Here is a 24963-nt window from a genome sequence, read left to right on the forward strand (position 1 = left end):
GTCCTACATGAATCCCATTGTTTGTGAAATATTTCACAAATTTATTCGTGAATAACATTTCATGAATTCAATATACATGAAATCATTTCATTTGTGTATGTCTAATTTGTGAAATATTTCACAAATAAACATAATAAAAATGCACTGCTCCACATTAGCAGTGCATTTTTATTATGCTAGCGCTTGTGCTAAATCTTCAATTAAATCTTCACCATCTTCAATTCCGACAGAGATACGAATTAATGTATCTGTAATTCCTAATTCTTTACGACGATCTGCTGGAATTGATGCATGTGTCATTTGAGATGGGATAGAAATTAAACTTTCGACTGCTCCTAGGCTTTCAGCAAGTGTAAAGTATTGCAGTTTCTCAAGTACTTTATTCAATGTTTCCTCACTATCTACATCAAATGAGATGATAGCACCAAATCCGTTTGCTTGTTCTGTTGCTAATTCATGGTTTTGATGTGATTCAAGGCCTGGATAATATACTTTATTTACTTTTGGATGATTATTTAAGAATTCAGCAATTGCGCGTGAATTCGTTTCATGTTCTTCCATACGAATTCCTAACGTTTTTAAACCGCGAAGTAGTAAGAAGCTATCTTGTGGTCCAAGAATACCTCCCGTTGAGTTTTGTACAAAGTGAAGGTCTTCTGCTAGTTGTGGGCTATTTACCACTACTAGACCTGCAACTACGTCACTATGACCTCCTAAATATTTCGTTGCACTATGAAGTACAATGTCTGCTCCTAAAGAAATCGGCGACTGCCAATATGGCGTCATGAATGTATTATCAATAATTGTTAATAAATCTTTCTCTTTAGCAAGAGTAGATATTTTCTTAATATCAGTAATTTTTAGTAGTGGATTCGTTGGTGTTTCCACATAGATCGCTTTCGTATTTGGACGAATTGCTTCTACAACTTCCTCTAAGTTTGTTGTATCTACAAATGTATGCTCAATACCGAAGCGGTTTAATACTTTCGTAATAACACGATACGTTCCCCCATAAACATCATCTGTTAAAATAACGTGATCACCTTTTGAGAACAACATAATTGTTGCTGTAATAGCAGCCATTCCCGAACCAAATGCAAATCCAGCATGACCGTTTTCTAATACGGCAATCATTTCTTCTAAAGCTGCTCGTGTTGGGTTGCCTGTACGTGAATATTCATATCCTTGATGCTTACCAACTGCTTCTTGTTTATACGTACTTGTTTGATAAATCGGTACGTTTACAGATCCAGTTGAAGGTTCTCCTATGCGAATACCATGAATTAACTTTGTCTTTGCTCTCATTTTTTATTCCCATCCTTTGTATATGTCTTTACTTAAATAGCGCTCACTACTATCAGGAAAAATCGTTACAATATTTGTACCTGGTGTTGCTTTCTCTGCCTCCAGTAAACTTGCATGAAATGCTGCTCCTGAAGAGCTCCCAACTAAAAGTCCTTCTTTTTGCGCTAATTCTTTTACTCGTAAAAATGCATTTCGATCAGAAATCGTATGAATTTCATCAAAATAAGATGTTTTCAAAAATGGTGGAATAAATTCAAGACCAATTCCTTCTGTTTCATGTGAACCAGCTTTACCACCATTTAAAATAGATCCTTCTGGTTCTACAATAACTGTTTTAATATCTATATTTTTTTCTTTCAAATAAGATGCAGTTCCCATGAATGTACCGCCGGTTCCTGCTCCAGCAACAAATATGTTAATCTCTCCATTCAATGCATTCCAAAGTTCAGGACCTAATGTTTTGAAATAAGCACGTGGGTTTGCTTCATTCGCAAACTGACTTGGAGAGTATGAATTCGGTATTTCATTTACTAACTCTTTTGCTTTTGCAATTGCTCCGGTCATTCCTTGTTCAGTCGGTGTATGCACGACTGTTGCGCCTAGCGCTTTCATTAATTCTTGTTTCTCAATACTAAATTTCTCTGGTACACAAACAATAACGCGTAAATCATGTTCTAACGCTGCAAGTGCCAGTCCAATACCAGTATTTCCAGCAGTCGGTTCAATAATTGTTCCACCCTGCGTGACAAGCCCTTTTTCTAGCGCGTCTTCGATTAATTCTCTTCCTAAACGATCCTTAACGCTTCCGCCTGGGTTATAAAATTCAAGCTTCGCAAATAAACGGACCCCTTCTGGAAGTGAAAACCGAGTAATTTCTACAATTGGTGTATGACCAATTAACTCATGAACTCCACGATATACATTCATCGTGTTCTCCCCCTTATTTGCCAATAAAGAAAAGGCAACTGTATGTATTTTCTTTATATGAGACAGTTGCCTTTTTGTTACATTACTTTAACTCTTCTAGTACTTTTACGATAAAGTTTGTAGAATGAAGGGCTGCTTGATCTAAAAATTGATCAAATGAAACATTTGATTCTTTACCAGCAATATCGGAAAGTGCGCGGATGATAACAAACGGAACTTCGTATTGGTGGCACACTTGTGCAACAGCTGCCGCTTCCATTTCTACTGCATAAAGATTTTCAAATTTATCACGAATTGCTGCAACGCGGTTCGGATCACTCATAAATGAATCACCTGTTGCAATCATACCTTTTACAACTTGAATATTCTCTTCAGCTTGCATACATTTCTCAGCTAATGCAACTAATGCCTCATCAGCTTTAAATCCAGGTGGCATTCCTGGTACTTGACCATATTCATAGTTAAATGCTGTTACATCTACGTCATGGTGACGAACTTCTGTTGAAATAACTACATCTCCAACATTTAGAGAATGATGGAATCCACCAGCTGAACCAGTATTAATTACTTTTTCAGGCTTATATTTTTCTAATAAAATTGTCGTTGACATCGCTGCATTTACTTTACCAATACCAGACTTTAACAAGATTACTTCATGTCCTGCTAATAGTCCTTTCGTAAATTCACAACCCGCAACCGTTTCTGTTTTTGCTTGTTCTAATTTGTCACGTAAAATACGTACTTCTTCTTCCATTGCTCCAATTACAGCAATTCTCAATCTAATCCCTCTTTCTATTGCTTAGTTGCCTCCATTACCCAAACGAAATGATTTAATCTCGTAAACGTTACATGGAAGCCATTGTTTTCAAATATAGTCTGCATGATTGGAATACGTGTATAGTATTCCGTTTGCAAATCGTTTGCTAACTGGTGAAAACCTCTTTGTTTTGCTGTTTCAACAGTTTTATCATATGCATCTTGATCTGCAAATATCGTATCAGCAAACACTATTTTACCACCTTTGTTTAGCAATTGACTATACTTCGCAACAGCTACATTTTTTTCATCATCTGTTAAATGATGAAATGCATAGGTGCTTACAATGGTATCAACTGAATTCGGAACTTCAAACGAAAGAAAATCACCTTCTGTAATAGAAAATTCCTTTGGCAATTTCTCTTTTGCAATCATGCGCATTTCACGCGACGGTTCTATACCGTAAACTGTACGACCGGCAAGTAATAATTTATTTGTTAAATTGCCAGTACCAACACCAAATTCTAATACGTTACCAAATGACTTGTTAACTACATCCTCTAAAATGTCCTCATAATGGGCGAAAACTTCTTTATATTGTATATCTTCGCCTTGTACGAATGAGTCGTACGTATGAGCCCACTCATCAAATAAACCATTAAATTCTGTGCCCATAAAAATTCCCCTTTTTCTTATCGGTTTTATCAGTATGATATTCCCTCTTTCTAAAAATGTCAATTGAAATGCACGTGGTATTTCCTTCTTTTCTTTGTTACACTGTAGTTGATTACATAGGAGAGGGGGCATCTTCATGTCATTTACCTTTGAAATGTTAGAAGATAAAATAGAATTTTTTGAAGCGGGAGACTTAGCTTCCTTAGAAAGAAAAATTAGTGAACAAATTGATAATAATAAAGCACTTATGCTTGAAGTTCATCACATCTCGCATCAAATGGTTATGGATCCCGAAAGCAAAAGACCGTATTACAGCGCGGTTGTTCATTTTAAATTAAAGAAATTATGCTAACTAAAAAAGAGAAGCTCCTAGGAGCTTCTCTTTTTTAGTTTAGAGTTTGAACAAGCACTGGTTTCCAGCCCTCATTTTCTACCCAATCAATATTTACATAATATTTTTTACCTGATTGCTTATCTTGTACGTTGCCGTAAGCTTTATTCTTACCGTTATTTCCGATTCTATGAATAACTAATTGCTCTACCGGAACGTCGATTGCAGCGGAAATCGCTTGATTCATCTCATTCCAATCTGCTGTACCTTTGTTAAACGTCATCGCAGGTGTTGCACCTTGCTCTGTACCTACTGGCTTCCAAGAAGGTTTCGTATAAGCATCTGTTGCCTTTGGCTGTGTTTTTTCAGCTGCCACTTTCTCATTAGCTTTCGCTTCTTCTTCAGCTTTTTGCTTTTCTTCTTCAGCCTTTTGCTTCTCTTCTTCTTCCTTCTTCTTAGCCTCTGCCTTCTCTTGTTCGTCCTTCTTCGTCTCTTCTTTACCTTTAGCTTTCTCAGCTTTATTTTCTTTTGTTGTTTGCTGAGCTACCTTTTTATCATTAGAAGACGCTTGCTCTTTTGTGTCAGGAACGAACAATTGATATGCTACAATAGCTACTGCCACTAATACAATAGCGATTGCAATATTTAAAACACCGTTTTGACGACGTTTTTGTTGTTTCTGTTGGAATCTAGATCCTCCTGCCATTCTTCAAACCTCCATGCAGTTTTTCATACTTGCTATTGTAACATTAAATCTAGAAAGGTTGAACATTTACAATAATATTTTCATGAAATGAAAACATTTCACTATGAATTGCAAGATTACTTTTCATTCTCTAATCGATGGATTTCTTCTACGATATCTTTGAAAATGGATGTGACTTTATTTACACTGCTGTCCGTTTCTATATCAACGACAACTAAAGCATATCTTGGATTTTCATATGGAAAATAACCTGCAAACCAGCGATTGACCTTCATCCCTTTCCCTGTTTGTGCTGTCCCAGATTTTCCAGCGACACTTAGTGGCAACGACCTGAATGCTGCTCCTGTTCCTTTCTCTGTTGTTACAACGCCTCTTAATAACTCTTGTAATGTTTTTACTGTTTCATAAGAAAGCTGTTTTCCATTTAATTTATGGTTTTCAAATGTAAAAAAGTCACTTCCATTTTTATACACTATTTTTTTAACAGCTTTCACTTCCATTTTTTCTCCATTCCTAGCAATCGTCGCCATCATATTAGCGATTGCTAGAGGTGATATACGTACATCTTTCTGTCCAATTGCTGTTTGCGCTACCGCTTTTTTACTAGTCTTATTTTCCTCACTCCCCCAGATAATAGCACTCTTCTCCTCTGGCATTTGCTCGAAACGCGATGTATGAAATACCGAACCGTTCCAACCAACCTTTCCAACTGCTCCTAAAGCCGCTACGTACGTTTCTAACACCATCTTATCCTTTTGTATTAGCTCGTTACCTAACTGTGAGAATGCCCTGTTACAGCTTCTAGCAAAGCTCCCTTTAAAACTAAGTGTTCCCATCAAAACTTGTGGGTCGTTTTCACCATATAAATCTTTATTACAATTAAATGTGCGATTCAATACATTTATATTTTGATCAATCGCTGCCGTTGCAACTACTGTTTTAAAAACAGAACCAGGAAAATGCGGTGTTAACATTTGATTTTCAAGTGTAGCTTTATATAATCTTTCGTTTTTAACCTGTAAAGATGGTTTGCTAACCATCGCTAGTATTTCATTTGTTTTTACATCAAGTAATACTAATCCCCCCTTCTTTATTTCACTTTTTTCAATTGTCTCTTCAGCTTTTTGCTGCAACTCTTTATGTAAAGTAGTTTGAATTGTAACTGGATAAAATGGATTTCCTGGCGAAGTGTATTTCGCCTGTTTTCCAAAAATCGGTTCTCCTTGCCGGTCCACTTGATACAATACTTTTGCCTCTCCATCAGTTAATAAAAATTCATCAAAAGATTGCTGTAATCCAGAAATACCAATTGGCGTTTGTTTTGAAATTTTTTCTACTTCTCCATATCGCTTTTGGAATTCTCGTTCATTCTCCCCCACTTCACCCACTAAATGATTTGTCCCTCCAGTTTGTTTTAATCGAACTTCAGCCGCTACAATGCCCAATACATTTAATTGATTAATCTTCTCCATCTGCTCTCGTACTAAAGGAAATGGCTCATTTCCTCTTTGGAGTATAAATGCATTTTTTTTATCTTTCATTTGTATTTTGATCTCTTGTCTCGACACACCAATGATATGCGCAATTTTCTTTAACATGTCATTTTTTATTTGTAAAAAAGGAAAAATAATTAAAACTGGGTATTTCTCTTCACCAATTTCTTTATCATTCCGATCTGTAAAATGTCCTCTTCCATTATCTACTGTAAGTGATTGTGTTCGTTGCGTAACGCTTCTTTCGATTAAATTAATATTTCGATCAGTAAAAGATTCAGTATCTATAATCTGTATTTGGAGTAAACGACAAAGTAATAAAAACATCACACATATAAAACAAATTAAAACAACTGTAATTCTCCGTCTTATTTTCATAAAAAAACACCTCGCCTATTATAGTTTGGACGAGGTGTTTAACCTTTTATACAAATAAAAAAACCACTCGTTTTTACACGAGTGATTTTTATTATTTAACAGAGATAATCTCTACTTGCATTTCTCCGCCTGGTGTTTGAATTGCTACCTTCTCACCAATTTGCTTACCTAATAAGCTCTTTGCGATTGGAGAATCGTTAGAAATTCTTCCTTCGAATGGGTCAGCTTCCGCGCTACCTACGATTGTGTAAGCTTCTTCATCTCCATTTGGTAATTCTTTAAATGTTACTGTTTTACCTAATGTAACGACAGTAGATTCTTCGCCATTATCTTCGATGATAACTGCGTTACGAATCATGTTTTCTAATTGTGTAATACGTCCTTCTACGAACGCTTGCTCATCTTTCGCTGCATCGTACTCAGAGTTCTCAGAAAGATCGCCGAAGCTACGCGCGATTTTAATACGCTCTACTACTTCTTTACGTCTTACTGTTTTTAATTGCTCAACTTCGTTCTCTAATTTTTGCTTACCCTCTTGCGTCATAGGGTATGTTTTTTCTGTTGACATATTTTCCACTCCTTTTATATACCAATCCCCCGAAAAAAGAGGAGTTCCATATGAAAACTCCTCCGCTTCCATTGTTAGCGGAGGTTTCTAGTACCCTTGCACTAGCGGAGTTGTCACATACAACCCCGTATTTCCAATTCTTCTTTTAAAGAAGATATGTATGGAAAGTTGATATAAATATGCCCTCACCTATATATAGATGAGGTTGCATGCTTCATTGTATTCGATAGGAAGGGAAAAAATCCCTTCCTATCGTATATCTTTTACTATGCTATTACAAATTTACTTTTTGTTCAAGAATTGTTGCAATTTTTGTCACCATAATATCAATTGCAACATGGTTTTGTCCACCTTCAGGGATAATAATATCCGCAAATTTCTTAGAAGGCTCAATAAATTGATTGTGCATTGGACGCACAACAGTTACGTATTGATCAATAACTGAATCCATCGTACGACCGCGCTCTTTAATATCACGCTGCATGCGGCGCAGGATACGAAGATCTGCATCTGTATCAACGAATAACTTAATGTCCATCAACTCACAAAGACGTGGGTCTTCTAAAATAAGAATTCCTTCTAAAATGATTACATCTTTCGGCTCAACTGGAATAATTTCTTCTGAACGCGTATGCAATGTATAGTCATATACAGGCTTATCAATTTGCTCATATGCAAGCAACTGCTGCAAATGTTCAATTAACAGATCATTATCAAACGCAAGCGGATGATCATAATTTGTTTTTAAACGCTCTTCCATCGGTAAATGGCTTTGATCTTTGTAATAATAATCTTGCTCCAAGATTAAAATGGAATGACCTTTAAAATGGTCAAAAATCGCTTTCGTTACACTTGTTTTTCCTGATCCTGAACCACCAGCGATTCCAATTACAACAGGCTTATTCGTCCCCATTCGACTACCACTCTTTCTTATTGAAGTATGTTTTTGCGCATCATATTATTCACATACACTGGTTGATCCACTTTGAATTTCACGATTTGCAACGGATGTCTCGCTGCATCTAATTCGTTTCCATCCTCATCCCAAATTTTCTCCACCGTCTGCGTAAAGTTTTCTATTTCTGGTCCAAAGAACTCCACTTCATGTCCTGGTTTGAAGTGATTACGTTGCTCAAGCGTTACGATGCCCGTTTCTTCATTATAATCTAACACTAAACCAGCAAAATCATACGTTGTTTTCTTACTATGATTTCCAAACATTTGCTCTTGATGTCCTGGAACCCCTTCAAAGAATGCAGGAGCTGTATCACGATTTGCACATTTATCAAGCTCATCTAACCATTGTTGTTTAAACTCAAAGTTATCCGGATCCGCACAATACGCATCAATTACTTTGCGATATACAGTTGCTACAGTCGCTACGTAATGGATAGATTTCATACGTCCTTCAACTTTTAAGCTATCAATTCCAATTTCAATCATTTTCGGAATTGACAAGATTAAATTTAAATCTTTTGGACTCATCGCAAAGTGAGCATCTTCTTCTTGGAATAAAGGAAGCTCTTTTGCATCTTTATGTTGTGATACCGTTTGAACTAAGTCATAGTCCCAGCGACAAGATTGACAACAACCACCACGGTTAGAATCACGCGCTGTCATATGGTTACTTAATGTACATCTTCCTGAATATGCGATACACATTGCACCATGGACGAATGCTTCAATTTCAATGTCCACTTTGTCTTTAATTTCTTTCATTTCTTCATAGCTTGCTTCACGAGCTAATACAAGACGATGTAAACCTTCTTCTTTCCAATACTGTGCTGCTTTCCAGTTGGATAGCGATTGTTGTGTACTTAAATGCACCTCAACAGAAGGCGCTACACGTTTACACGTCTCAATAATAAGCGGATCTGCAACGATAATTCCCGTTACACCAGCTTTTTCAATCCCTTTTAAATATTCCTCTAGCCCGTCCATATTTTCATTATGTGCGAAAATATTTGTTGTTACGTATATTTTCGCTCCATATTTCTTTGCAAATTCAACGCCTTCTGCCATATCTTCTAGCGTAAAGTTACCTGCATTAGAACGAAGACCAAATTCTTGTCCACCTAAATATACAGCATCTGCCCCATAATGGATAGCTACTTTTAATTTTTCTAAGTTACCCGCAGGGATTAACAGTTCAGGTTTCTTCACAATAACGCGCTTGCCATCGATCACTCGTGAAATTTCTTGTACAGTCATTTCCTACACCCTCCTCGTTTAGTAAACCGTTTCTTTAAAGAAGAATCCTGTATCTAATGGACGATTTACTGGTTGCATTTCTTCTATTTCTTTATATAGATCATCTTTCACGTCATAATACGCATCACGATCTTCCACACACAAATCAATCGCTTGACGATATTTCTTCGTTACTTCAATAATGTATTCAGAGCTTTTTAGTACACCATCGATTTTTAAGCTATCAACTTCAGCCTCAATTAGTTCCTCTAATTCATCGATGAAACAAATATCATTCGGACTCATAATGTGAGTACCATTTTCATCTTCATAAATTGGATATTTATTGTTACGCTCTGGGTCATACAAGAACATATTCTCTTCATATTTTTTCTTTTCAATGTCAAGATTACGTCCTTGATACTCAAAGTAGTTTCCTACTAACGAACGCTTCGATTGGAACATACAAGTCATACCGTGAATTTGCACTTCAAGTTCCACTTCAGCATTTTCTTTTAAATCAACAATTTCATCTAAGCTAAGCTCACGAGCTAATACAGCACGCTTCGCTCCTCTTTGACCCCAGTAGTTACAAGTGAACCAATTTGTTGCTGTCGTTTCTGTATTCCAGTGCAGTTGCATATTTGGTGCTACTTCACGAACAGCCATTAATACCGCTGGATCTCCGAAGACAATTGCATCTACATGTACTTCGTTTAAAAATGCAACGTAATCTGTTAATTCTTCTACTTTATCATTATGGAACATAGCATTCATTGCTACGTATACTTTCACACCATTTTCATGTGCAATTTTAACAGATTTTTTTACATCTTCACGTGAAAATTCCCCTGCTAAACGTAAACCAAACTTTTGTTCACCGATCATTACTGCATCTGCTCCTGCTTTCGCAAGAGGTTCGATATCCGCCACCGCTCTTGGCGTTACTAACAATTCAGGTTTCTTCATACCTTGGTCATCCTCTCTTTTTACTAACAGCTACTCCATCTCCAATTGGGAAAATCGTTGTATCATATCCTTCATGGTTCATAAGCCATTCATTGTACGTCTTAATACGACGGATTAAACCACGTGTACGTCTATTTTCAATTTTCTCTTTTGTCGTTACAAGACCATGGTACATAACATTATCTGAAATAATTACGCCACCAGGGTTTAATAACGGTTCATATAAGTCAAAAAAGCGACGATATTGTCCTTTTGCTGCATCAATAAAAATAACGTCAAATGTTCCGTGTTCTTTTACTTGTTCACCCGTCTCTAACGCATCACCGTATATAACTGAAATACGTTCTTTTACTGGGGAACGTTCTATATATTCAAGTGCTTTTTCATATCGTTCACGATTGCGCTCAACTGTCACAATGCGTGAATTTGGAATAGCTTGCATCATACGAATACTAGAATAGCCAATTGCTGTACCAAGCTCTAAAATGCTTTTCGGTCCAATTAAACGTAAAAATTGCAGCATAAATTCCATTCCAAGTCGATCCATAATCGGCACATGATTTTCTGTTGCATATTCTTCCATTTCAAGAATTAATTTATCTTTTGGATCAATAAATGATAATAGGTACTCGTTAACTGCATCCTCCATAAATGGTCCTCCTTATTTACATGGAGAAGTGCCTCTATGACGTCTTTTCACACATAGAATGCAATAAAAATACAAGCCAGCTTTACCCTTAGCTTGTACGTCCCGTTTTGATATTAAAAACGATTCTTCTGCCAGTTTTTAACCCGATATATTTTACCACAAAAAAGAGGGATGTGCGACCTTTTTCGCTATCCCTCCCCATTTCACTGTTTTTTCGTAATATATTTTTGCTTTAATGCATTATGCTCTTCTAATGTTTTCGCATAGTACACTTCACCACTTGGTGCAGCTAAGAAATAATAATAATCTGTTTGCGCAGGTTCTAACGCAGCTTCCACTGAATGTTTACCAGAGTTCGCAATCGGTCCAACTGGTAATCCTTTTACAACATACGTATTATACGGTGAATTCACCTTTAAATCCTCGTATAATACACGTTGCTTATGCTTTCCAAGCGCGTATAATACCGTTGGATCTGTTTGAAGGGGCATACCTTTTGCTAAGCGATTATAAAAAACACTAGAAATCTTTTGGCGATCTGTAAAACCAGTCGCCTCTTCTTCAATCAGTGAAGACAATGTTAAAAGCTGATGAACATCCCAGTTCTTCGCTTTCATTTTCGCCTCGTTTTGAACAATGATTGCATTTGTTTTCTCAAGCATTGGAATTACGATTTCTTCTAACGTTGTATCTTTCTTATAGAACGAATACGTCGCAGGATATAAATACCCTTCTAATGGATATTTAATATTACTATCAAAGATTTTATCCGTTAATAACTTCGGATACTTTTGCTGCATTTTTTGAATAAATGCTTTATCGTTTAATTGACGCGTAACATCATCTTTATTCCACTTTAATTCACTCGCAACCGTTTCTGCAATTTCAGTTACTTGCGCTCCTTCTTTTATCGTCACTTTATACAGAGCTGGACGATGTACATTACCAGATGACATTTGTTCAATGACATCTGAGGCACTCATTGAAGGATTTAATAAATATGTACCAGCTTGTAAGTTTTTTGATTTAGCCTTTGTATAAAAGCTAAAAACTGTACCGTTTTTCACAGCACCCTTTTCTTCTAAAATTTCACCAATTTTACTAGTAGATGATCCTTTCGGAATTTCTACTTCAATCTCTTTTTTATTCCCGCTATCAACTGGTCCTAATGCCGATGAAATATACGCATAGACTGAACCACAAACTAAAAGCAGTGCAATAATCGAAAATAAAAAAATGCGTCTACGCTTCTTTTTCACTTGATTCTCTATCAAAACTCTTCCTCCTTATTCAATTGTAGGCCATATGTACGTCTTTCTATACAACACGATGAAAAATCACAATAAACTTACCTATCATTTTTTGACAGATATTTTATTTTTCTACAATCCGTCTCATTATACTACAAAGGATTACACAGTTTCGACAAAAAATCTTTCATTTTACATATAAAAAAAGATGGACTATATATCGTCCATCTTCTCAGTACTTATTATTCAGCTTCTTGCTCATCAGCTAGAGTGTTGAACATTTCTTGTACCATTTCCCACTCTTCTTCAGATTCGATTGGAAGTAAAGTTCCGCCCTCTTCTTCATTTTGCTCATAAGCCATTGCATCATAAATTTGGTCTCCATCTTCGTCTACTTCACCGATTGGAGAGAAGACTACATATGATTTTTTGCCAAATTTTTCAGCATCAAAAGTGAAAACAATCTCACATAAATGTTCGTTACCTTTTTCGTCTACAATTGTAATTTGATTTTCTTCCATTTTGGTCACCTCTTATTTACTATCTAAAAATCCTTGTAAGATTACGACTGCAGCCATCTTATCGATTACTTGCTTTCGCTTCTTACGACTTACATCAGCTGAAATGAGTAGACGCTCCGCCGCCATCGTCGACAAACGCTCGTCCCACATTACAACGTCTAATTGTAACAGCTCTCGTAGGTTTTCTGCAAATTGCTGGCACGCTTCACCACGTGGGCCAATTGTACCATTCATATTTTTAGGTAAACCTACTACTATTTTGTCCACATTGTACTGCTTTACTAACTCAGAAATACGGTCAAAACCAAAGTGACCTCGTTCTTCGTTAATCTTGATTGTTTCCAATCCTTGTGCTGTCCAGCCCATTTCGTCGCTCATTGCAACTCCGACTGTTTTTGTACCTACATCTAAACCTAATATCCGCATAAACTACTCCTCACGATGATGTTTCAAGTAAGACTTCACAAGCTCTTCAATTATCTCATCACGTTCAAGTTTGCGAACGATGCTTCGTGCATCTTTATGGCGAGGTATGTATGCTGGATCTCCACTTAATAAATAACCGACGATTTGGTTAATCGGATTATAGCCTTTTTCTTGAAGTGCATCATACACAGTTAAAAGTACATCATTTACATGGACACTCTGTTTTTCATCTTGAATGCTAAACTTCATTGTTTTATCAAAACCGTCCATTTCAAGCACCTCACTTATATAGTAAGTATAGGGAGAAGAACTTCTCCTCTCCCTACCATTGTACACTACTATCTCTTTATTTTGAAACAGATTTAACGTACTCTTGTACAAATGCTAAAGCTTCTTCAACTTGTGCTGGGTTTTTACCGCCCGCTTGAGCCATATCAGGACGGCCACCACCGCCACCGCCACAACGAGAAGCTACTTCTTTCACAAGTTTACCAGCATGGTAACCTTGGCTAATTAAATCTTTCGTTACGCCAGCTAAAATGTTTACTTTATCGTCATTTACAGACACTAATACAACAACTGCAGACTCTAATTTATTTTTAAGGTCATCCATCATCGTACGTAAGTTGTTCATATCTGCAACATTTACTTTCGCTGCTAATACGTTTACGCCATCAACTGTCATTACTGAATCAGTTAAGTTTCCAGCTTCGATATTGCTTAATTTTGCAGCAAGAGATTCATTTTCTTTTTGAAGTTGTTTCACTTCAGCAAATAAGCCATCAACTCTCGTTAAAATATCTTTCGGATTTGTTTTCATTTTTCCTGCTGCTTCTTTTAATAAACCTACTTGATCGTTCATTAATTCGTATGCAGACTTACCAGTTACCGCCTCAATACGACGAGTTCCTGCACCGATACCAGACTCAGCAACGATTTTGAAAATACCGATAGAAGCTGTGTTATCAACGTGACAACCACCGCAAAGCTCTAAGCTGTAATCGCCTACTTGTACAACGCGTACAACATCACCGTATTTTTCACCGAATAATGCCATTGCACCCATTTCTTTCGCTTCTTCGATTGATTTTTGAGAAATCTCAACGTTAATACTTTCCCAAATTTTCTCGTTTACGATACGCTCAATTTTTTCTAATTCGTCAGCTTGTACTTGACCGAAGTGAGAGAAGTCAAAGCGTAAACGTTCAGAAGTTACAAGAGAACCTGCTTGGTTAACATGCGTTCCAAGTACATCTTTTAACGCTTGGTGTAGTAAGTGAGTTGCTGTATGGTTTTTCACAACGCTACTACGGTTTTTCGTATCGATAACAGCTTTTACAGCCGCACCTTTCGTTAATGTACCTTCTTCCACAACTACTTTGTGTAAGTTTTGACCATTTGGTGCTTTTTGTACATCTTTTACAACAACTTTCACGCCATCAGCAAGAAGGTAACCACGGTCTGCAATTTGTCCGCCGCTCTCAGCATAGAATGGTGTTACATCAAGCATTAACTGTCCTTCTTCACCTGCTTGTAAGCTATCTGTATACTCACCGTTTTTCACAAGTGCAACAATGTTACTTTCTGTTGCAACTGTACCGTAACCAACGAATTCGCTCGCTACTTTAACTTCACCAAGTACACCGCCTTGAACTTGCATAGAATCAACGTCTTGACGAGCAGCACGTGCACGCTCACGTTGTTTTTCCATTTCAGCTTCAAAACCTTTATGGTCAACTGTCATACCAGCTTCTTCTGCATATTCTTCTGTTAATTCAATTGGGAAACCGTACGTGTCGTATAAACGGAACGCATCTACGCCAGAAATAACAGTTGTTTTTTCTTCTTTCGCTTTTGCAATAACTTCAGCTAAAATTGCTTCACCATCATGAAGTGTTTCGTGGAAGCGTTCTTCTTCATTTTTCACAACTTTTGCGATGAAATCTTTCTTTTCCAGTACTTCTGGATAGAAGTCTTTCATTACTTCTCCAACAACCGGTACTAATTCAAACATGAATGGACGGTTGATGTTTAATTTCTTAGAATAACGAACAGCACGGCGTAATAAACGACGTAATACATAACCACGGCCTTCGTTAGATGGAAGAGCACCGTCACCAACAGCGAATGTTACTGTACGAATATGGTCAGCAATGACTTTAAACGCCATATCTTTTTCTAAGTCTCCATTACGATACTTCTCACCAGAAATTGATTCTGTTGCACCAATCATTGGCATGAATAGATCCGTATCAAAGTTCGTAGGTACATCTTGAACGATAGATGTCATACGCTCTAGACCCATCCCTGTATCAATGTTCTTCTTAGGAAGTGGTGTATATGAACCGTCTGGATTATGGTTAAATTGAGAGAATACAAGGTTCCATACTTCTAAGTAACGCTCGTTTTCTCCGCCCGGATATAATTCTGGGTCACTAAAGTCATTACCGTAAGCTTCCCCGCGATCATAGAAAATCTCTGTATTCGGTCCACTTGGTCCTTCACCGATATCCCAGAAGTTTTCTTCTAAGCGGATGATGCGCTCTTTTGGAACACCCATCTTCTCATTCCAAATTGTAAATGCTTCTTCATCTTCCGGATGGATTGTAACTGATAGTAATTCTTTATCGAATCCAATCCACTTGTCGCTCGTTAAAAATTCCCAAGCCCAAGTAATTGCTTCTTCTTTGAAGTAATCACCGATCGAGAAGTTCCCTAACATTTCAAAGAATGTATGGTGACGAGCTGTTTTCCCTACGTTTTCAATATCGTTTGTACGAATTGATTTTTGAGCATTTGTAATACGTGGATTTTGCGGGATTACGCGTCCATCAAAATATTTTTTTAATGTTGCTACACCACTGTTAATCCATAGAAGAGATGGATCTTCATGTGGAACTAGTGATGCACTAGGTTCTACTGCATGTCCTTTTTCTTGGAAAAAGTCTAAAAACATTTGACGAATTTGTGCGCCTGTTAGTTGTTTCATTGTATTTTCCTCCTTAAATATAAAAAACTCCCGCCCCTATAAAAGGGACGAGAGTTAACTCGCGATACCACCCTAATTATGAATTGATTATTATAACAATCAATTCATCACCTCATGGTGCCGTAACGTGGCAAGACGGCAGTGATTAGCTGCTCTCAGGATTAGCTTTCTGTTACCCTTCATTTAAAGCTCCTTTCAGCCAGTGGAAGCTTCTCTCTACAAATGGACTGTAACGTACTTGTTCCGTCATTGATTTAATGTATTATATGACTAAATATAATAGAATTCTCTTAAGTTTGTCAATGTAGATAATCATTTATATTGTATCAATTGTTTATTACTCATAGTTATTCTACTATTCATTCTTAACAGCCTTTCAATATATTATGCATTTATTACTAAATAGGAATCTCCTCACAAAAAATACTTTATACAAATTTCTAAATATTAAATTATTTGTTATAATTAAATTATTAACAATAAAGGAGCGATTACAATGACAACTTTATTGAATCAAGCTAGAGAAATGTTAACAACTGATGAAAAAATTCTTTTTTATGCAGCATGTTCATTAGACATATTTATTTATCGTTCCGTCGCAAGGCCAGGCCTATTGATTTTAACGGACAAAAGGCTATTCTTTTATGGACCAGATGTAAGTAAGAATCCAATATTTGAAGAGTACGCTTTCGCAAAAATTTCTAATCTAAAAGAACAAAAGCGCCTTTTCAGCAATCAAATTGTATTTATGTATGATACGGAATGGAAAAGAATAAAACATATTCAAACAACTGATGTGAGCTCTTTTGTTCAAAAAATAAAAAATCAGCTCCCTAAATAATCATATGATTAGCCCTCTATTTTTTAAATAGAGGGCTTCATTTTAAACATCTTCTCTTTTCCAAAGAGGCCTCACATGAACAATCACTGTACGAATAACTGCTAAAATCGGAACCGATATTAGCAATCCTACAATCCCGGCTATCTCTCCTCCAACTAGTAAGGCAAGCATAATAATAACGGGGTGCATACGAAGCGACTTACCAACGATGTAAGGCGATAAAATGTTACTTTCCAAAAATTGCAAAATAGCAATTGTAATCCCCGCCTTAATGAGTAAACTCGTTGATACCGTTGCCGCAATCATCAACGTGGGAATCGCCCCTAAAATAGGACCAAAGTATGGGATTATATCCGTTACCCCAATAATAATGCCGAGCAGCAATGGATACTTCATACCGATAAACCAAAAAGAAAGAACAGATACTCCCCCTAATACTAAGCAAACAAATAACTGTCCTCGAATATAACTTCCGAGTGATTTATCAATTTCTTTCGCAAGCATTTGACCCGTACTACGCCACTTACTCGGAACTAGTTTCCAAAAGATATGATAAAACTCACCGTAATCTTTTAATATGTAAAATACAATGAACGGAATCAAGAAAATAATGAGCAATGAATCCAGTACACCACGGGCTGTGCTCATAACTTTATTTAAAAGCGTTTGTATCTTCATTTCTACACCAACGAAAATTTGCTTTACCTTTTCATGAATAAATGATGGGAAATTCGCTGTTTGTTCTGTAACGCCATCCATCCAAGAATCATACATTTTTGTGAACTGCGGAAATTGTTCATTAATTTCTTGTAACTGTTTAATAACAACTGGCGTTCCTTTATAAATCCCATAGCCAATCCCGCCAAAGAACAGGATGTAAATGAGCAAAATAGCGAGTGTGCGCGGCATCCCTTCCTTATGAATTTTTTCAATTAAAGGATGCAATAAATACGCAATAAAACAAGCGATAAGAAACGGTGTAATCGCCACTTTACATACAAAAATAATCGGCGCCCATAGTGGCTTGATCTTTAAGAAGACAAGCAAACAAAGAAATACAAGTAACAATAATCCTAAACGGTATATCCAAATGATTTTAAGATTCTTCACACGAAAAACCTCCTCCACCTTTATTTTGAAAATAAATAGGGTAGGTTATGTGCAAAACTTTTAAAATCTTTTCATACAGACCATACTGTTTTGTAAAGACGTACATATACATAACATAACAAGGACAACCATCCCTGAGAATGCAGCATGAAACAATATAATCAGGAGGACTCATAATGGTTTTATTTATGCTCGTATTATCAGCACTTTTTATGATTCTTGAATGGGTTTGTATCGGATTTGGTATTTGGAAAGGTTTCTTTATTCGTTCCTCACGAAAAGAGAGGGCGAAGCAATTATTTCATTACGGAATGCTTGGTGTTGGGTGTTACGGTCTATCTTATCTCTTCTCTGAAATTGGACTTTTATATTTGCATACGAGCGCATAAAAAACTCCCTTATCATGAAGGGAGTTTTTTACGTTTATAAATAAGATTTAATCATCTTACGTGCTTTTTTCATATTGCGTTTTGAAAATACATCTTGCTTGCGAGCATATTGATATGCTGCAGCTCCAACACCTAATGCGATTAATGAATTGCGTAGATTCAAAGTAAATCCCCCTTTTCGTTATCCGATCGTTCTTTCGTTCTCATCAAATAAATCATCAAGAGAGCTTAATGAACCATCTTCCTCTACTTGATGCGTATGGATTTTCCCCTTTGAAACCGATAATTCGATATAACAATTCCAGCAATAAAATTGGTTGACACCTATTTTTCCGATGTCTTTCCCTTTGCAATTTGGACAAATAAACATATGGCTTTCATCTCCTTACAGTCTCCCAGATTCTATTCGCCATTATGTCCAAACCGCATTCATTTATACATTGCTGGAGCCTTTCAACGTTATACGTTTGAAAGTTTCACTATATAATTTCACCTCGTTACATGAAATCATACGGTGAAATGTTTTCCACGTCCATTTCCTCGCCATTAACCGTTACCATCTGCACCTCTCCTTGTGATTCTTGCAAACGACTAGCTAAAGTCGTTTGACGCATTGCATCGTCAAGGCGATTTACACCGGATTGAAAAGCCGCTTCCTCCCCACAAATAATAAGGAATTTCTTACTTCTTGTAATGCCCGTGTAAATTAAATTACGACGTAACATACGGTAGTAGCTCTTTACAATCGGCATAATAACTATTGGAAATTCACTACCTTGTGATTTATGAATCGAGCAGCAATATGCATGGGTAATTTGATTTAAATCCGGCTTTGTATACGTTACTTCGATTCCATCAAATGAAACGATAATCATGTCCTGTTGCTCAACATTTTCTTTTGCATAAAACACCGAAACAATTTCTCCAATATCACCATTAAATACTTGGCTTTCCGGCTGATTGACTAATTGAAGTACTTTATCACCTCTTCGATACACAACGTCACCGTAGGCAATTTCTTTACTTTTTTCTTTTTTCGGATTAAACACTTCTTGAAGAGCTTCATTTAACACATTAATACCTGCTGGTCCGCGGTACATAGGTGCCAACACTTGGACATCTCTTGCGCTAAACCCTTTCGTCTTCGCGTTTTCACATACTTTTTTTACAACTTCAACAATTTGAGCCCCTGCACAGCTGATAAATGAACGATCTTTTTTATTTTGAGCTAAATCCGGTGGAAGTGTTCCGTCTTTTATCGCATGGGCAAGCTGAATAACAGACGAACCTTCCGCCTGACGATAAATTTCTGTAAGTTTTACCGTTGGAATGGCTCCTGCATTTAATAAATCTTTTAACACTTGTCCAGGTCCTACAGATGGCAACTGATCTTCATCACCTACAACGATAACTTGAATATTTGTCGGAAGTGACTTGAATAGCTGATTTGCAAGCCAAATATCTACCATCGAAAACTCATCAATAATGAGTAACTTCCCTTGAACTGGATCGGTTTCATTACGCTGGAAAGACCCTTCTGGCGTCCAACCAAGCAGACGATGAATTGTACAAGCAGGGAGCCCGGTAGATTCACTCATTCGCTTCGCTGCTCTTCCTGTTGGAGCCGTTAATAATATTGGAAATGGATTATCATCACTGTATTCATTCGGATTTAATGATACCCCATGCAAGGACGCGTACATTTCAACAATTCCTTTAATAACTGTTGTTTTCCCCGTTCCTGGTCCACCTGTCAATAACATCATCGGCTTATGAAGTGCCGTTTGAATTGCTTCTTGCTGAAACGGTGCATACTGCACCTTCAGCTGTTCTTCAATTTCACCTAATGTTTTTAACATTTCTGCTTCAGGAAATGAAGGGGTTTCCTCTTGATTCATAAGCCTACGAATAGACTTTACAACACCTTTTTCAGAGTAAAATAACGATGCTAAGTACACTCGTTCTTCTTCAATGATGACTTTCCCTTCACTTTGCATCATTTCAACACAGCCTATAATGTCTTCCTCAGTCACTCTACCTTCTTGATTATTTAAAAGTGACATCGTTTCTCTTACAAGTTGATCTTTCCCCATATAAACGTGACCGAGCTGCAGTGAAACATTCTCTAACGTATAAAAACATCCCGCACGTACACGGTCATCATGATTACCCGATATACCTAACGCACGTCCTATATCATCTGCTCGTCCAAAACCAATCCCGTCCACTTCTTCAATAAGTTGATATGGATTATTACGAATCACTTCTAATGTCATTTCTTTATATTGCTGATAAATTTTAATAGAAAGCTTCGTTCCAAAACCGTAACCATTTAAAAAGCTCATTACTTTCTCTAACCCTTGATGCTCCACAATTGTCTCATATATTTCCTGTGCTTTTTGTTTGTTAACAACACCATTTAACGCATCAGGATCATCCATAATTTTAGAAATGGCATGCTCACCAAGGTGATCTACGATTTTTTCAGCCGTACGCTTTCCAATCCCTTTAAATAAATCGCTCGCTAAATATTGCACCATACCTGCTTTTGTTTGCGGCAATTCTTTCTTAAACGTTTCAACTAAATATTGTTTCCCATACTTCGGGTGGTCTTTAAAATGACCTGTTAATGTAAACACTTCATCTTCATGCATACGGGGAAAATGACCGTTTATCATTACTTTTTTTTCGTCGTATGTTTCATTCGTTTCAATGATTTTCATACTGACAACGGAATAGAGGTTTTCTTCGTTGTGGAAAATGGTATGAAGAACTTGCGCTTTTATAAATTTTTTCTCTTCCTCAAACAAATCCATGGCATGTTGATTTCCCATCTTTCCTCTCCTTCCCGAGTTCTTTTCACCTTAATGAGCAGTACATCCCCCACCTCTTTCACAATCTTTAGATGAGGGGTAACTGCGCATTAAACTATTATTTCACTTTATTCAGCTTCTTGCTCTAATAAACGAATACCATTACCAGCTAAAAAGTGGTCTGGCTGAATTTCAGTTGCTTTCTTAAATAAAGTAAGAGCTTTCTCGTTATTTTCTTCAAATACGTACGCAACACCTAAATTATAATACGCATCTGCATGCTCTTCATCCATTTCTAATACCTTTTCAAAATAAGGTTTTGCCTCTTGAATATGTTCTAGTCGCGCGAAGCAAAGTCCGCATTGGAAAACAGCTTCTACATCGTCTTCATCTAATTCCGTCGCTCTTTGTAAAAATGGTAATGCAAGACGATCATTTCCAAGTTGCACATGTGTAATACCTAACATAAATGTTACATCAGCTGACTGTAAGCCCGATTGCATTGCTTGTTCAAATACAGATTTTGCCTCTGCAAATTGCTCTTGACCGTAATATACGTTTCCTAAGCCATAATAAGCAGCCGCAGATTTATCATCTAACTCTAATGCACGCTTATAAAATAAAATTGCTCGTTCACTATCACCTAATACATCTAATAAATTCGCAAAGTTAATATATCCAAGCGCATCTTTCGGATTTTCTTCGATTGCTTCTGTAAAATTTTTAGCTGCTTCTTCCCAGTTTCCTTCTTGCATATATTGAATACCTGTTTCAAGTTTGTTTGACATGTCCTTCACCTCTACAACAAATTATAACAAAGAATGTATTTTCCAAGCGAACGAAAATTCGCTTTATGTAAAAGAAACCTCTAACCGCTAATCGGCAGAGGCTTCTCGTTTTATCCTAAATAATCTAATTTCTTACCACTATGATATACTTCATCAATTGTAGCGCCACCTAAGCACTCATCTCCATCATAGAAAACAACTGCTTGGCCTGGCGTAATCGCACGAATTGGCTCATCACAAAGAATACGAACTGTATTTTCATCAACAATTTGAACCGTTACTTTATTATCTGCTTGACGATAGCGGAATTTCGCTGTGCATTTAAATTCTGTTTCTTTTGCTTTGTTACTTACCCATCCTACATTCGTAGCGATAACTTCATCACCATATAGAAGTTCATTATGGAATCCTTGATCAACATATAAAATGTTGTCTTTTAAGTTTTTCCCAACAGCGAACCATGGATCACCGTTACCACCAATACCAAGGCCATGACGTTGTCCAATTGTATAGTACATTAAACCGTCATGTTTTCCTTTCACTTCACCAGATAACGTTTGCATCACACCTGGTTGCGCTGGTAAATAGTTACTTAAGAAATCTTTAAAGTTACGCTCGCCAATGAAGCAAATACCAGTACTATCTTTCTTCGCCGCTGTCGCTAAACCAGCTTCTGTCGCCATTTCGCGAATTTGCGGTTTCTTTAATTCACCTAATGGGAACATTGTTTTTGATAATTGCTCTTGGCTTAATTGATTTAAGAAATACGTTTGGTCTTTATTGTCATCAACGCCGCGAAGCATTTTATATTCGCCGTCCATATAAGCAACACGTGCATAATGGCCTGTCGCTACATAATCAGCACCAAGCGCAATTGCATGCTCTAAAAATGCTTTAAATTTAATTTCTTTGTTACACATTACATCTGGGTTTGGTGTACGACCAGCTCGGTACTCATCTAAGAAGTACGTAAATACTTTGTCCCAGTATTGTTTTTCAAAGTTTACTGCATAATACGGAATACCGATTTGGTTACACACTTCAATTACATCATTGTAATCTTCTGTTGCTGTGCAGACACCATTCTCATCTGTATCATCCCAGTTTTTCATAAAAATTCCGATCACATCATAACCTTGCTCTTTTAATAAAAGAGCTGCTACAGATGAATCGACGCCACCGGACATCCCGATGACAACGCGTGTTTCGTGAGGTAGTTTGTTCATCATGTCACCTCCCATGCTAATTTTGTGTTAATCGCTTCACGATTTTCACTGTTTCGTACGCCGCTTTTTCAATTTGCTCTTTCGTATTTCCAAGACCGAAACTAAAGCGTACGGATGAACGTATTTGATCGGAGTCTTTTCCGAACATCGCCACTAATACATGTGATGGATCAATCGAACCAGCTGTACAAGCAGAACCACTTGATACTGCAATGCCAGCTAAGTCTAAGTTCACAAGAAATGGTTCAATGTTCATTCCTGTAAAACTAATATTCAACACATGTGGTAAGCGATATTCCAAGTTTCCGTTTACCTCGAAAGTAATGCCTTCATTTTTGAAGACAGATACCATTATATCTTTAAACTCTTCATATTGGGCATTTTTTTGCTCACGAGTTTTTTCAGCTAAAAGAATTGCATGTTGAAGTCCGACAATACTAGGTACATTTTCAGTACCAGCACGGCGTTTTCTTTCTTGCTCTCCGCCTATTAATAACGGTTCAAATTTCAAATTTGCACTAGCGTATAAGAACCCTACGCCTTTTGGCCCGTTAATTTTGTGCGCTGAAATTGATAATAAATCAATCCCAAACTCTTTCACATTTATTTCTACTAAACCGTAAGCTTGTACCGCATCTGTATGAAAATAAGCTTGATGCTCTTTTAGCAGTTTTCCTATTTCCGCAATCGATTGCATCGTCCCTACTTCATTATTCCCAAACATAATAGATACAAGAATTGTCTCTTCTGTTAATGCCTTTTGTATGTCAGAAAGTTGAACACGCCCCGTTTCATCGACAGGTAAATATGTCACTTCAAACCCTTCACGCTCAAGCAATTCACACGTATGCAAAATCGCATGATGTTCAATTTCCGTCGTTATAATGTGGTTACCTTTATGACGGTTTGCGTGTGCTACACCTATAAGCGCTAAATTATCAGCTTCTGTACCACCGCTCGTGAATATAATTTCATTCGGGTTCGCATGGATGCTTTTTGCACACACGCGTCTCGCCTCATCTACTGCATGGCGCGCTTGACGTCCATAAAAGTGAATACTAGACGGGTTTCCGAATGTTTCTGTCATATATGGAATCATCTTTTCGACCACTTCTGGGTGAGTCGGAGATGTCGCAGCATGATCTAAGTAAATGCGTTCCATTAAATCTCCTTCTTTCCAAATCGTTTCACAAGGAATTAAATGTAAAACATATAGCCCCCGTGATTTTCTTCCTCATAACGCACTAAATCTTCTAAAGTTGTACTATCTAACACTTCTTGCACCGCATCTCGAACACGCATCCATAATTGGCGCTGTGCTGGTTCTTCTTCTTCTATCATTTCTACAACACTAATTGGACCCTCTAGTACACGGATTACATCCCCAGCTGTAATGTTAGCCGGTTGATCAGATAATACATATCCGCCATATGCACCACGCGTACTCTTTACAAGACGAGCGTTACGAAGTGGTGAAATTAATTGTTCTAAGTAATGTTCCGATAAGTCATGTGCCTGTGCGATTGATTTTAATGAAATCGGACCTTCACCAAACTTTTTTGCAAGATCGATCATAATTGTTAAGCCGTAGCGGCCTTTTGTTGAAATCTTCATCTATTTTGCACCTCTTTTCAAATTTTCACTTCTATTGGTTATATCTTAT

Annotated in this window: 27 protein-coding genes and 1 other annotated feature; of the genes, 3 read left to right on the plus strand and 24 right to left on the minus strand. The window is 37.1% G+C overall.

Translation table 11 applies throughout. From position 1 onward, the window contains the following. Positions 1 to 171: 171 nt before the first annotated feature. From G9F74_RS21770 to G9F74_RS21785, 4 genes are all read right to left on the minus strand, one after another. A complete protein-coding gene (locus G9F74_RS21770) occupies positions 172 to 1305 on the minus strand; it encodes a bifunctional cystathionine gamma-lyase/homocysteine desulfhydrase (RefSeq protein WP_001201921.1) in 1134 nt (377 codons plus the stop codon). A 3-nt stretch (positions 1306 to 1308) separates the two neighbouring features. Further along, on the minus strand, positions 1309 to 2232 hold the full coding sequence (locus G9F74_RS21775) for an O-acetylserine dependent cystathionine beta-synthase (RefSeq protein WP_001103866.1): 924 nt from the start codon (positions 2230 to 2232) through the stop codon (positions 1309 to 1311). Between the two features lie 82 nt (positions 2233 to 2314). Beyond that, positions 2315 to 3010 carry a 5'-methylthioadenosine/S-adenosylhomocysteine nucleosidase gene (gene mtnN / locus G9F74_RS21780; protein WP_001217044.1) on the minus strand — a complete coding sequence of 232 codons (696 nt, stop codon included), beginning with the start codon at positions 3008 to 3010 and terminating at the stop codon, positions 2315 to 2317. Positions 3011 to 3024: 14 nt separating this feature from the next. Next, a complete protein-coding gene (locus G9F74_RS21785) occupies positions 3025 to 3663 on the minus strand; it encodes a class I SAM-dependent DNA methyltransferase (RefSeq protein WP_000536326.1) in 639 nt (212 codons plus the stop codon). A 136-nt stretch (positions 3664 to 3799) separates the two neighbouring features. On the opposite strand from G9F74_RS21785, the gene G9F74_RS21790 reads away from it, so the two are divergent. Continuing rightward, entirely contained in the window at positions 3800 to 4015 is a 216-nt protein-coding gene (locus G9F74_RS21790; RefSeq protein WP_000010978.1) for a YrzA family protein, read from the plus strand. A 34-nt stretch (positions 4016 to 4049) separates the two neighbouring features. Here G9F74_RS21790 and G9F74_RS21795 read toward each other — a convergent pair whose 3' ends face one another. The 12 genes from G9F74_RS21795 to alaS form a co-directional block, all read right to left on the minus strand. Then, positions 4050 to 4700, minus strand: coding sequence for a YrrS family protein (locus G9F74_RS21795; protein ID WP_000897105.1), 651 nt, complete (start codon positions 4698 to 4700; stop codon positions 4050 to 4052). A gap of 116 nt (positions 4701 to 4816) precedes the next feature. After that, entirely contained in the window at positions 4817 to 6571 is a 1755-nt protein-coding gene (locus G9F74_RS21800) for a peptidoglycan D,D-transpeptidase FtsI family protein (protein WP_000702462.1), read from the minus strand. 91 nt (positions 6572 to 6662) lie between these two features. Continuing rightward, positions 6663 to 7139, minus strand: coding sequence for a transcription elongation factor GreA (gene greA / locus G9F74_RS21805; RefSeq protein WP_000102593.1), 477 nt, complete (start codon positions 7137 to 7139; stop codon positions 6663 to 6665). Positions 7140 to 7413: 274 nt separating this feature from the next. Next, positions 7414 to 8052, minus strand: a complete 639-nt coding sequence (gene udk, locus G9F74_RS21810; protein WP_000537080.1) for a uridine kinase — start codon at positions 8050 to 8052, stop codon at positions 7414 to 7416. Positions 8053 to 8069: 17 nt separating this feature from the next. Then, the gene (locus G9F74_RS21815) at positions 8070 to 9350 is read right to left on the minus strand and encodes a peptidase U32 family protein (RefSeq protein WP_000217962.1); all 1281 of its coding nucleotides are present in this window, start codon (positions 9348 to 9350) and stop codon (positions 8070 to 8072) included. A gap of 18 nt (positions 9351 to 9368) precedes the next feature. Then, positions 9369 to 10298, minus strand: a complete 930-nt coding sequence (locus G9F74_RS21820) for a peptidase U32 family protein (protein ID WP_000742797.1) — start codon at positions 10296 to 10298, stop codon at positions 9369 to 9371. 7 nt (positions 10299 to 10305) lie between these two features. Then, positions 10306 to 10947, minus strand: a complete 642-nt coding sequence (locus G9F74_RS21825) for an O-methyltransferase (RefSeq protein ID WP_000389100.1) — start codon at positions 10945 to 10947, stop codon at positions 10306 to 10308. 203 nt (positions 10948 to 11150) lie between these two features. Next, positions 11151 to 12221: an endolytic transglycosylase MltG gene (gene mltG, locus G9F74_RS21830; RefSeq protein ID WP_000572128.1), complete on the minus strand. Its 1071-nt coding sequence runs from the start codon at positions 12219 to 12221 to the stop codon at positions 11151 to 11153. A gap of 218 nt (positions 12222 to 12439) precedes the next feature. Next, on the minus strand, positions 12440 to 12718 hold the full coding sequence (locus tag G9F74_RS21835) for a DUF1292 domain-containing protein (RefSeq protein ID WP_000392249.1): 279 nt from the start codon (positions 12716 to 12718) through the stop codon (positions 12440 to 12442). Between the two features lie 12 nt (positions 12719 to 12730). Further along, complete coding sequence (ruvX, locus tag G9F74_RS21840) at positions 12731 to 13144, minus strand: Holliday junction resolvase RuvX (protein ID WP_001221202.1); 414 nt, start codon at positions 13142 to 13144, stop codon at positions 12731 to 12733. Positions 13145 to 13147: 3 nt separating this feature from the next. Beyond that, positions 13148 to 13414 carry an IreB family regulatory phosphoprotein gene (locus G9F74_RS21845; protein WP_000348591.1) on the minus strand — a complete coding sequence of 89 codons (267 nt, stop codon included), beginning with the start codon at positions 13412 to 13414 and terminating at the stop codon, positions 13148 to 13150. 76 nt (positions 13415 to 13490) lie between these two features. Next, on the minus strand, positions 13491 to 16133 hold the full coding sequence (alaS, locus tag G9F74_RS21850) for an alanine--tRNA ligase (protein ID WP_000811807.1): 2643 nt from the start codon (positions 16131 to 16133) through the stop codon (positions 13491 to 13493). A gap of 40 nt (positions 16134 to 16173) precedes the next feature. Continuing rightward, positions 16174 to 16392: a binding site (T-box leader), on the minus strand. Between the two features lie 237 nt (positions 16393 to 16629). Here alaS and G9F74_RS21855 point away from each other — a divergent pair. Then, positions 16630 to 16974 (plus strand): PH domain-containing protein, encoded by a 345-nt coding sequence (locus G9F74_RS21855; protein WP_016109123.1) that lies wholly within the window; start codon positions 16630 to 16632, stop codon positions 16972 to 16974. A 42-nt stretch (positions 16975 to 17016) separates the two neighbouring features. Here G9F74_RS21855 and G9F74_RS21860 read toward each other — a convergent pair whose 3' ends face one another. Beyond that, positions 17017 to 18084: an AI-2E family transporter gene (locus G9F74_RS21860; protein WP_000793112.1), complete on the minus strand. Its 1068-nt coding sequence runs from the start codon at positions 18082 to 18084 to the stop codon at positions 17017 to 17019. Positions 18085 to 18260: 176 nt separating this feature from the next. On the opposite strand from G9F74_RS21860, the gene G9F74_RS21865 reads away from it, so the two are divergent. Further along, positions 18261 to 18473, plus strand: coding sequence for a hypothetical protein (locus tag G9F74_RS21865; protein ID WP_000242555.1), 213 nt, complete (start codon positions 18261 to 18263; stop codon positions 18471 to 18473). A 34-nt stretch (positions 18474 to 18507) separates the two neighbouring features. Here the strand turns inward: G9F74_RS21865 and G9F74_RS21870 are convergent, their stop codons facing one another. From G9F74_RS21870 to cymR, 7 genes are all read right to left on the minus strand, one after another. Continuing rightward, positions 18508 to 18636, minus strand: a complete 129-nt coding sequence (locus G9F74_RS21870) for a YrzQ family protein (RefSeq protein ID WP_001053553.1) — start codon at positions 18634 to 18636, stop codon at positions 18508 to 18510. An 18-nt stretch (positions 18637 to 18654) separates the two neighbouring features. Further along, positions 18655 to 18843 carry a hypothetical protein gene (locus G9F74_RS21875; RefSeq protein ID WP_000469281.1) on the minus strand — a complete coding sequence of 63 codons (189 nt, stop codon included), beginning with the start codon at positions 18841 to 18843 and terminating at the stop codon, positions 18655 to 18657. A 127-nt stretch (positions 18844 to 18970) separates the two neighbouring features. Then, positions 18971 to 21307: an SF1B family DNA helicase RecD2 gene (gene recD2 / locus G9F74_RS21880; RefSeq protein WP_000528059.1), complete on the minus strand. Its 2337-nt coding sequence runs from the start codon at positions 21305 to 21307 to the stop codon at positions 18971 to 18973. A 107-nt stretch (positions 21308 to 21414) separates the two neighbouring features. Beyond that, the gene (locus tag G9F74_RS21885) at positions 21415 to 22074 is read right to left on the minus strand and encodes a tetratricopeptide repeat protein (protein WP_000066402.1); all 660 of its coding nucleotides are present in this window, start codon (positions 22072 to 22074) and stop codon (positions 21415 to 21417) included. A 110-nt stretch (positions 22075 to 22184) separates the two neighbouring features. Then, positions 22185 to 23300, minus strand: a complete 1116-nt coding sequence (gene mnmA / locus G9F74_RS21890) for a tRNA 2-thiouridine(34) synthase MnmA (protein WP_001038014.1) — start codon at positions 23298 to 23300, stop codon at positions 22185 to 22187. Between the two features lie 16 nt (positions 23301 to 23316). Then, positions 23317 to 24462 (minus strand): cysteine desulfurase family protein, encoded by a 1146-nt coding sequence (locus G9F74_RS21895; RefSeq protein WP_016109124.1) that lies wholly within the window; start codon positions 24460 to 24462, stop codon positions 23317 to 23319. Between the two features lie 35 nt (positions 24463 to 24497). Continuing rightward, complete coding sequence (gene cymR / locus G9F74_RS21900; RefSeq protein ID WP_000704116.1) at positions 24498 to 24914, minus strand: cysteine metabolism transcriptional regulator CymR; 417 nt, start codon at positions 24912 to 24914, stop codon at positions 24498 to 24500. Positions 24915 to 24963: the final 49 nt, after the last annotated feature.

It is taken from the genome of Bacillus sp. EKM202B, assembly GCF_011066025.1.
Lineage (GTDB): Bacteria > Bacillota > Bacilli > Bacillales > Bacillaceae_G > Bacillus_A > Bacillus_A toyonensis.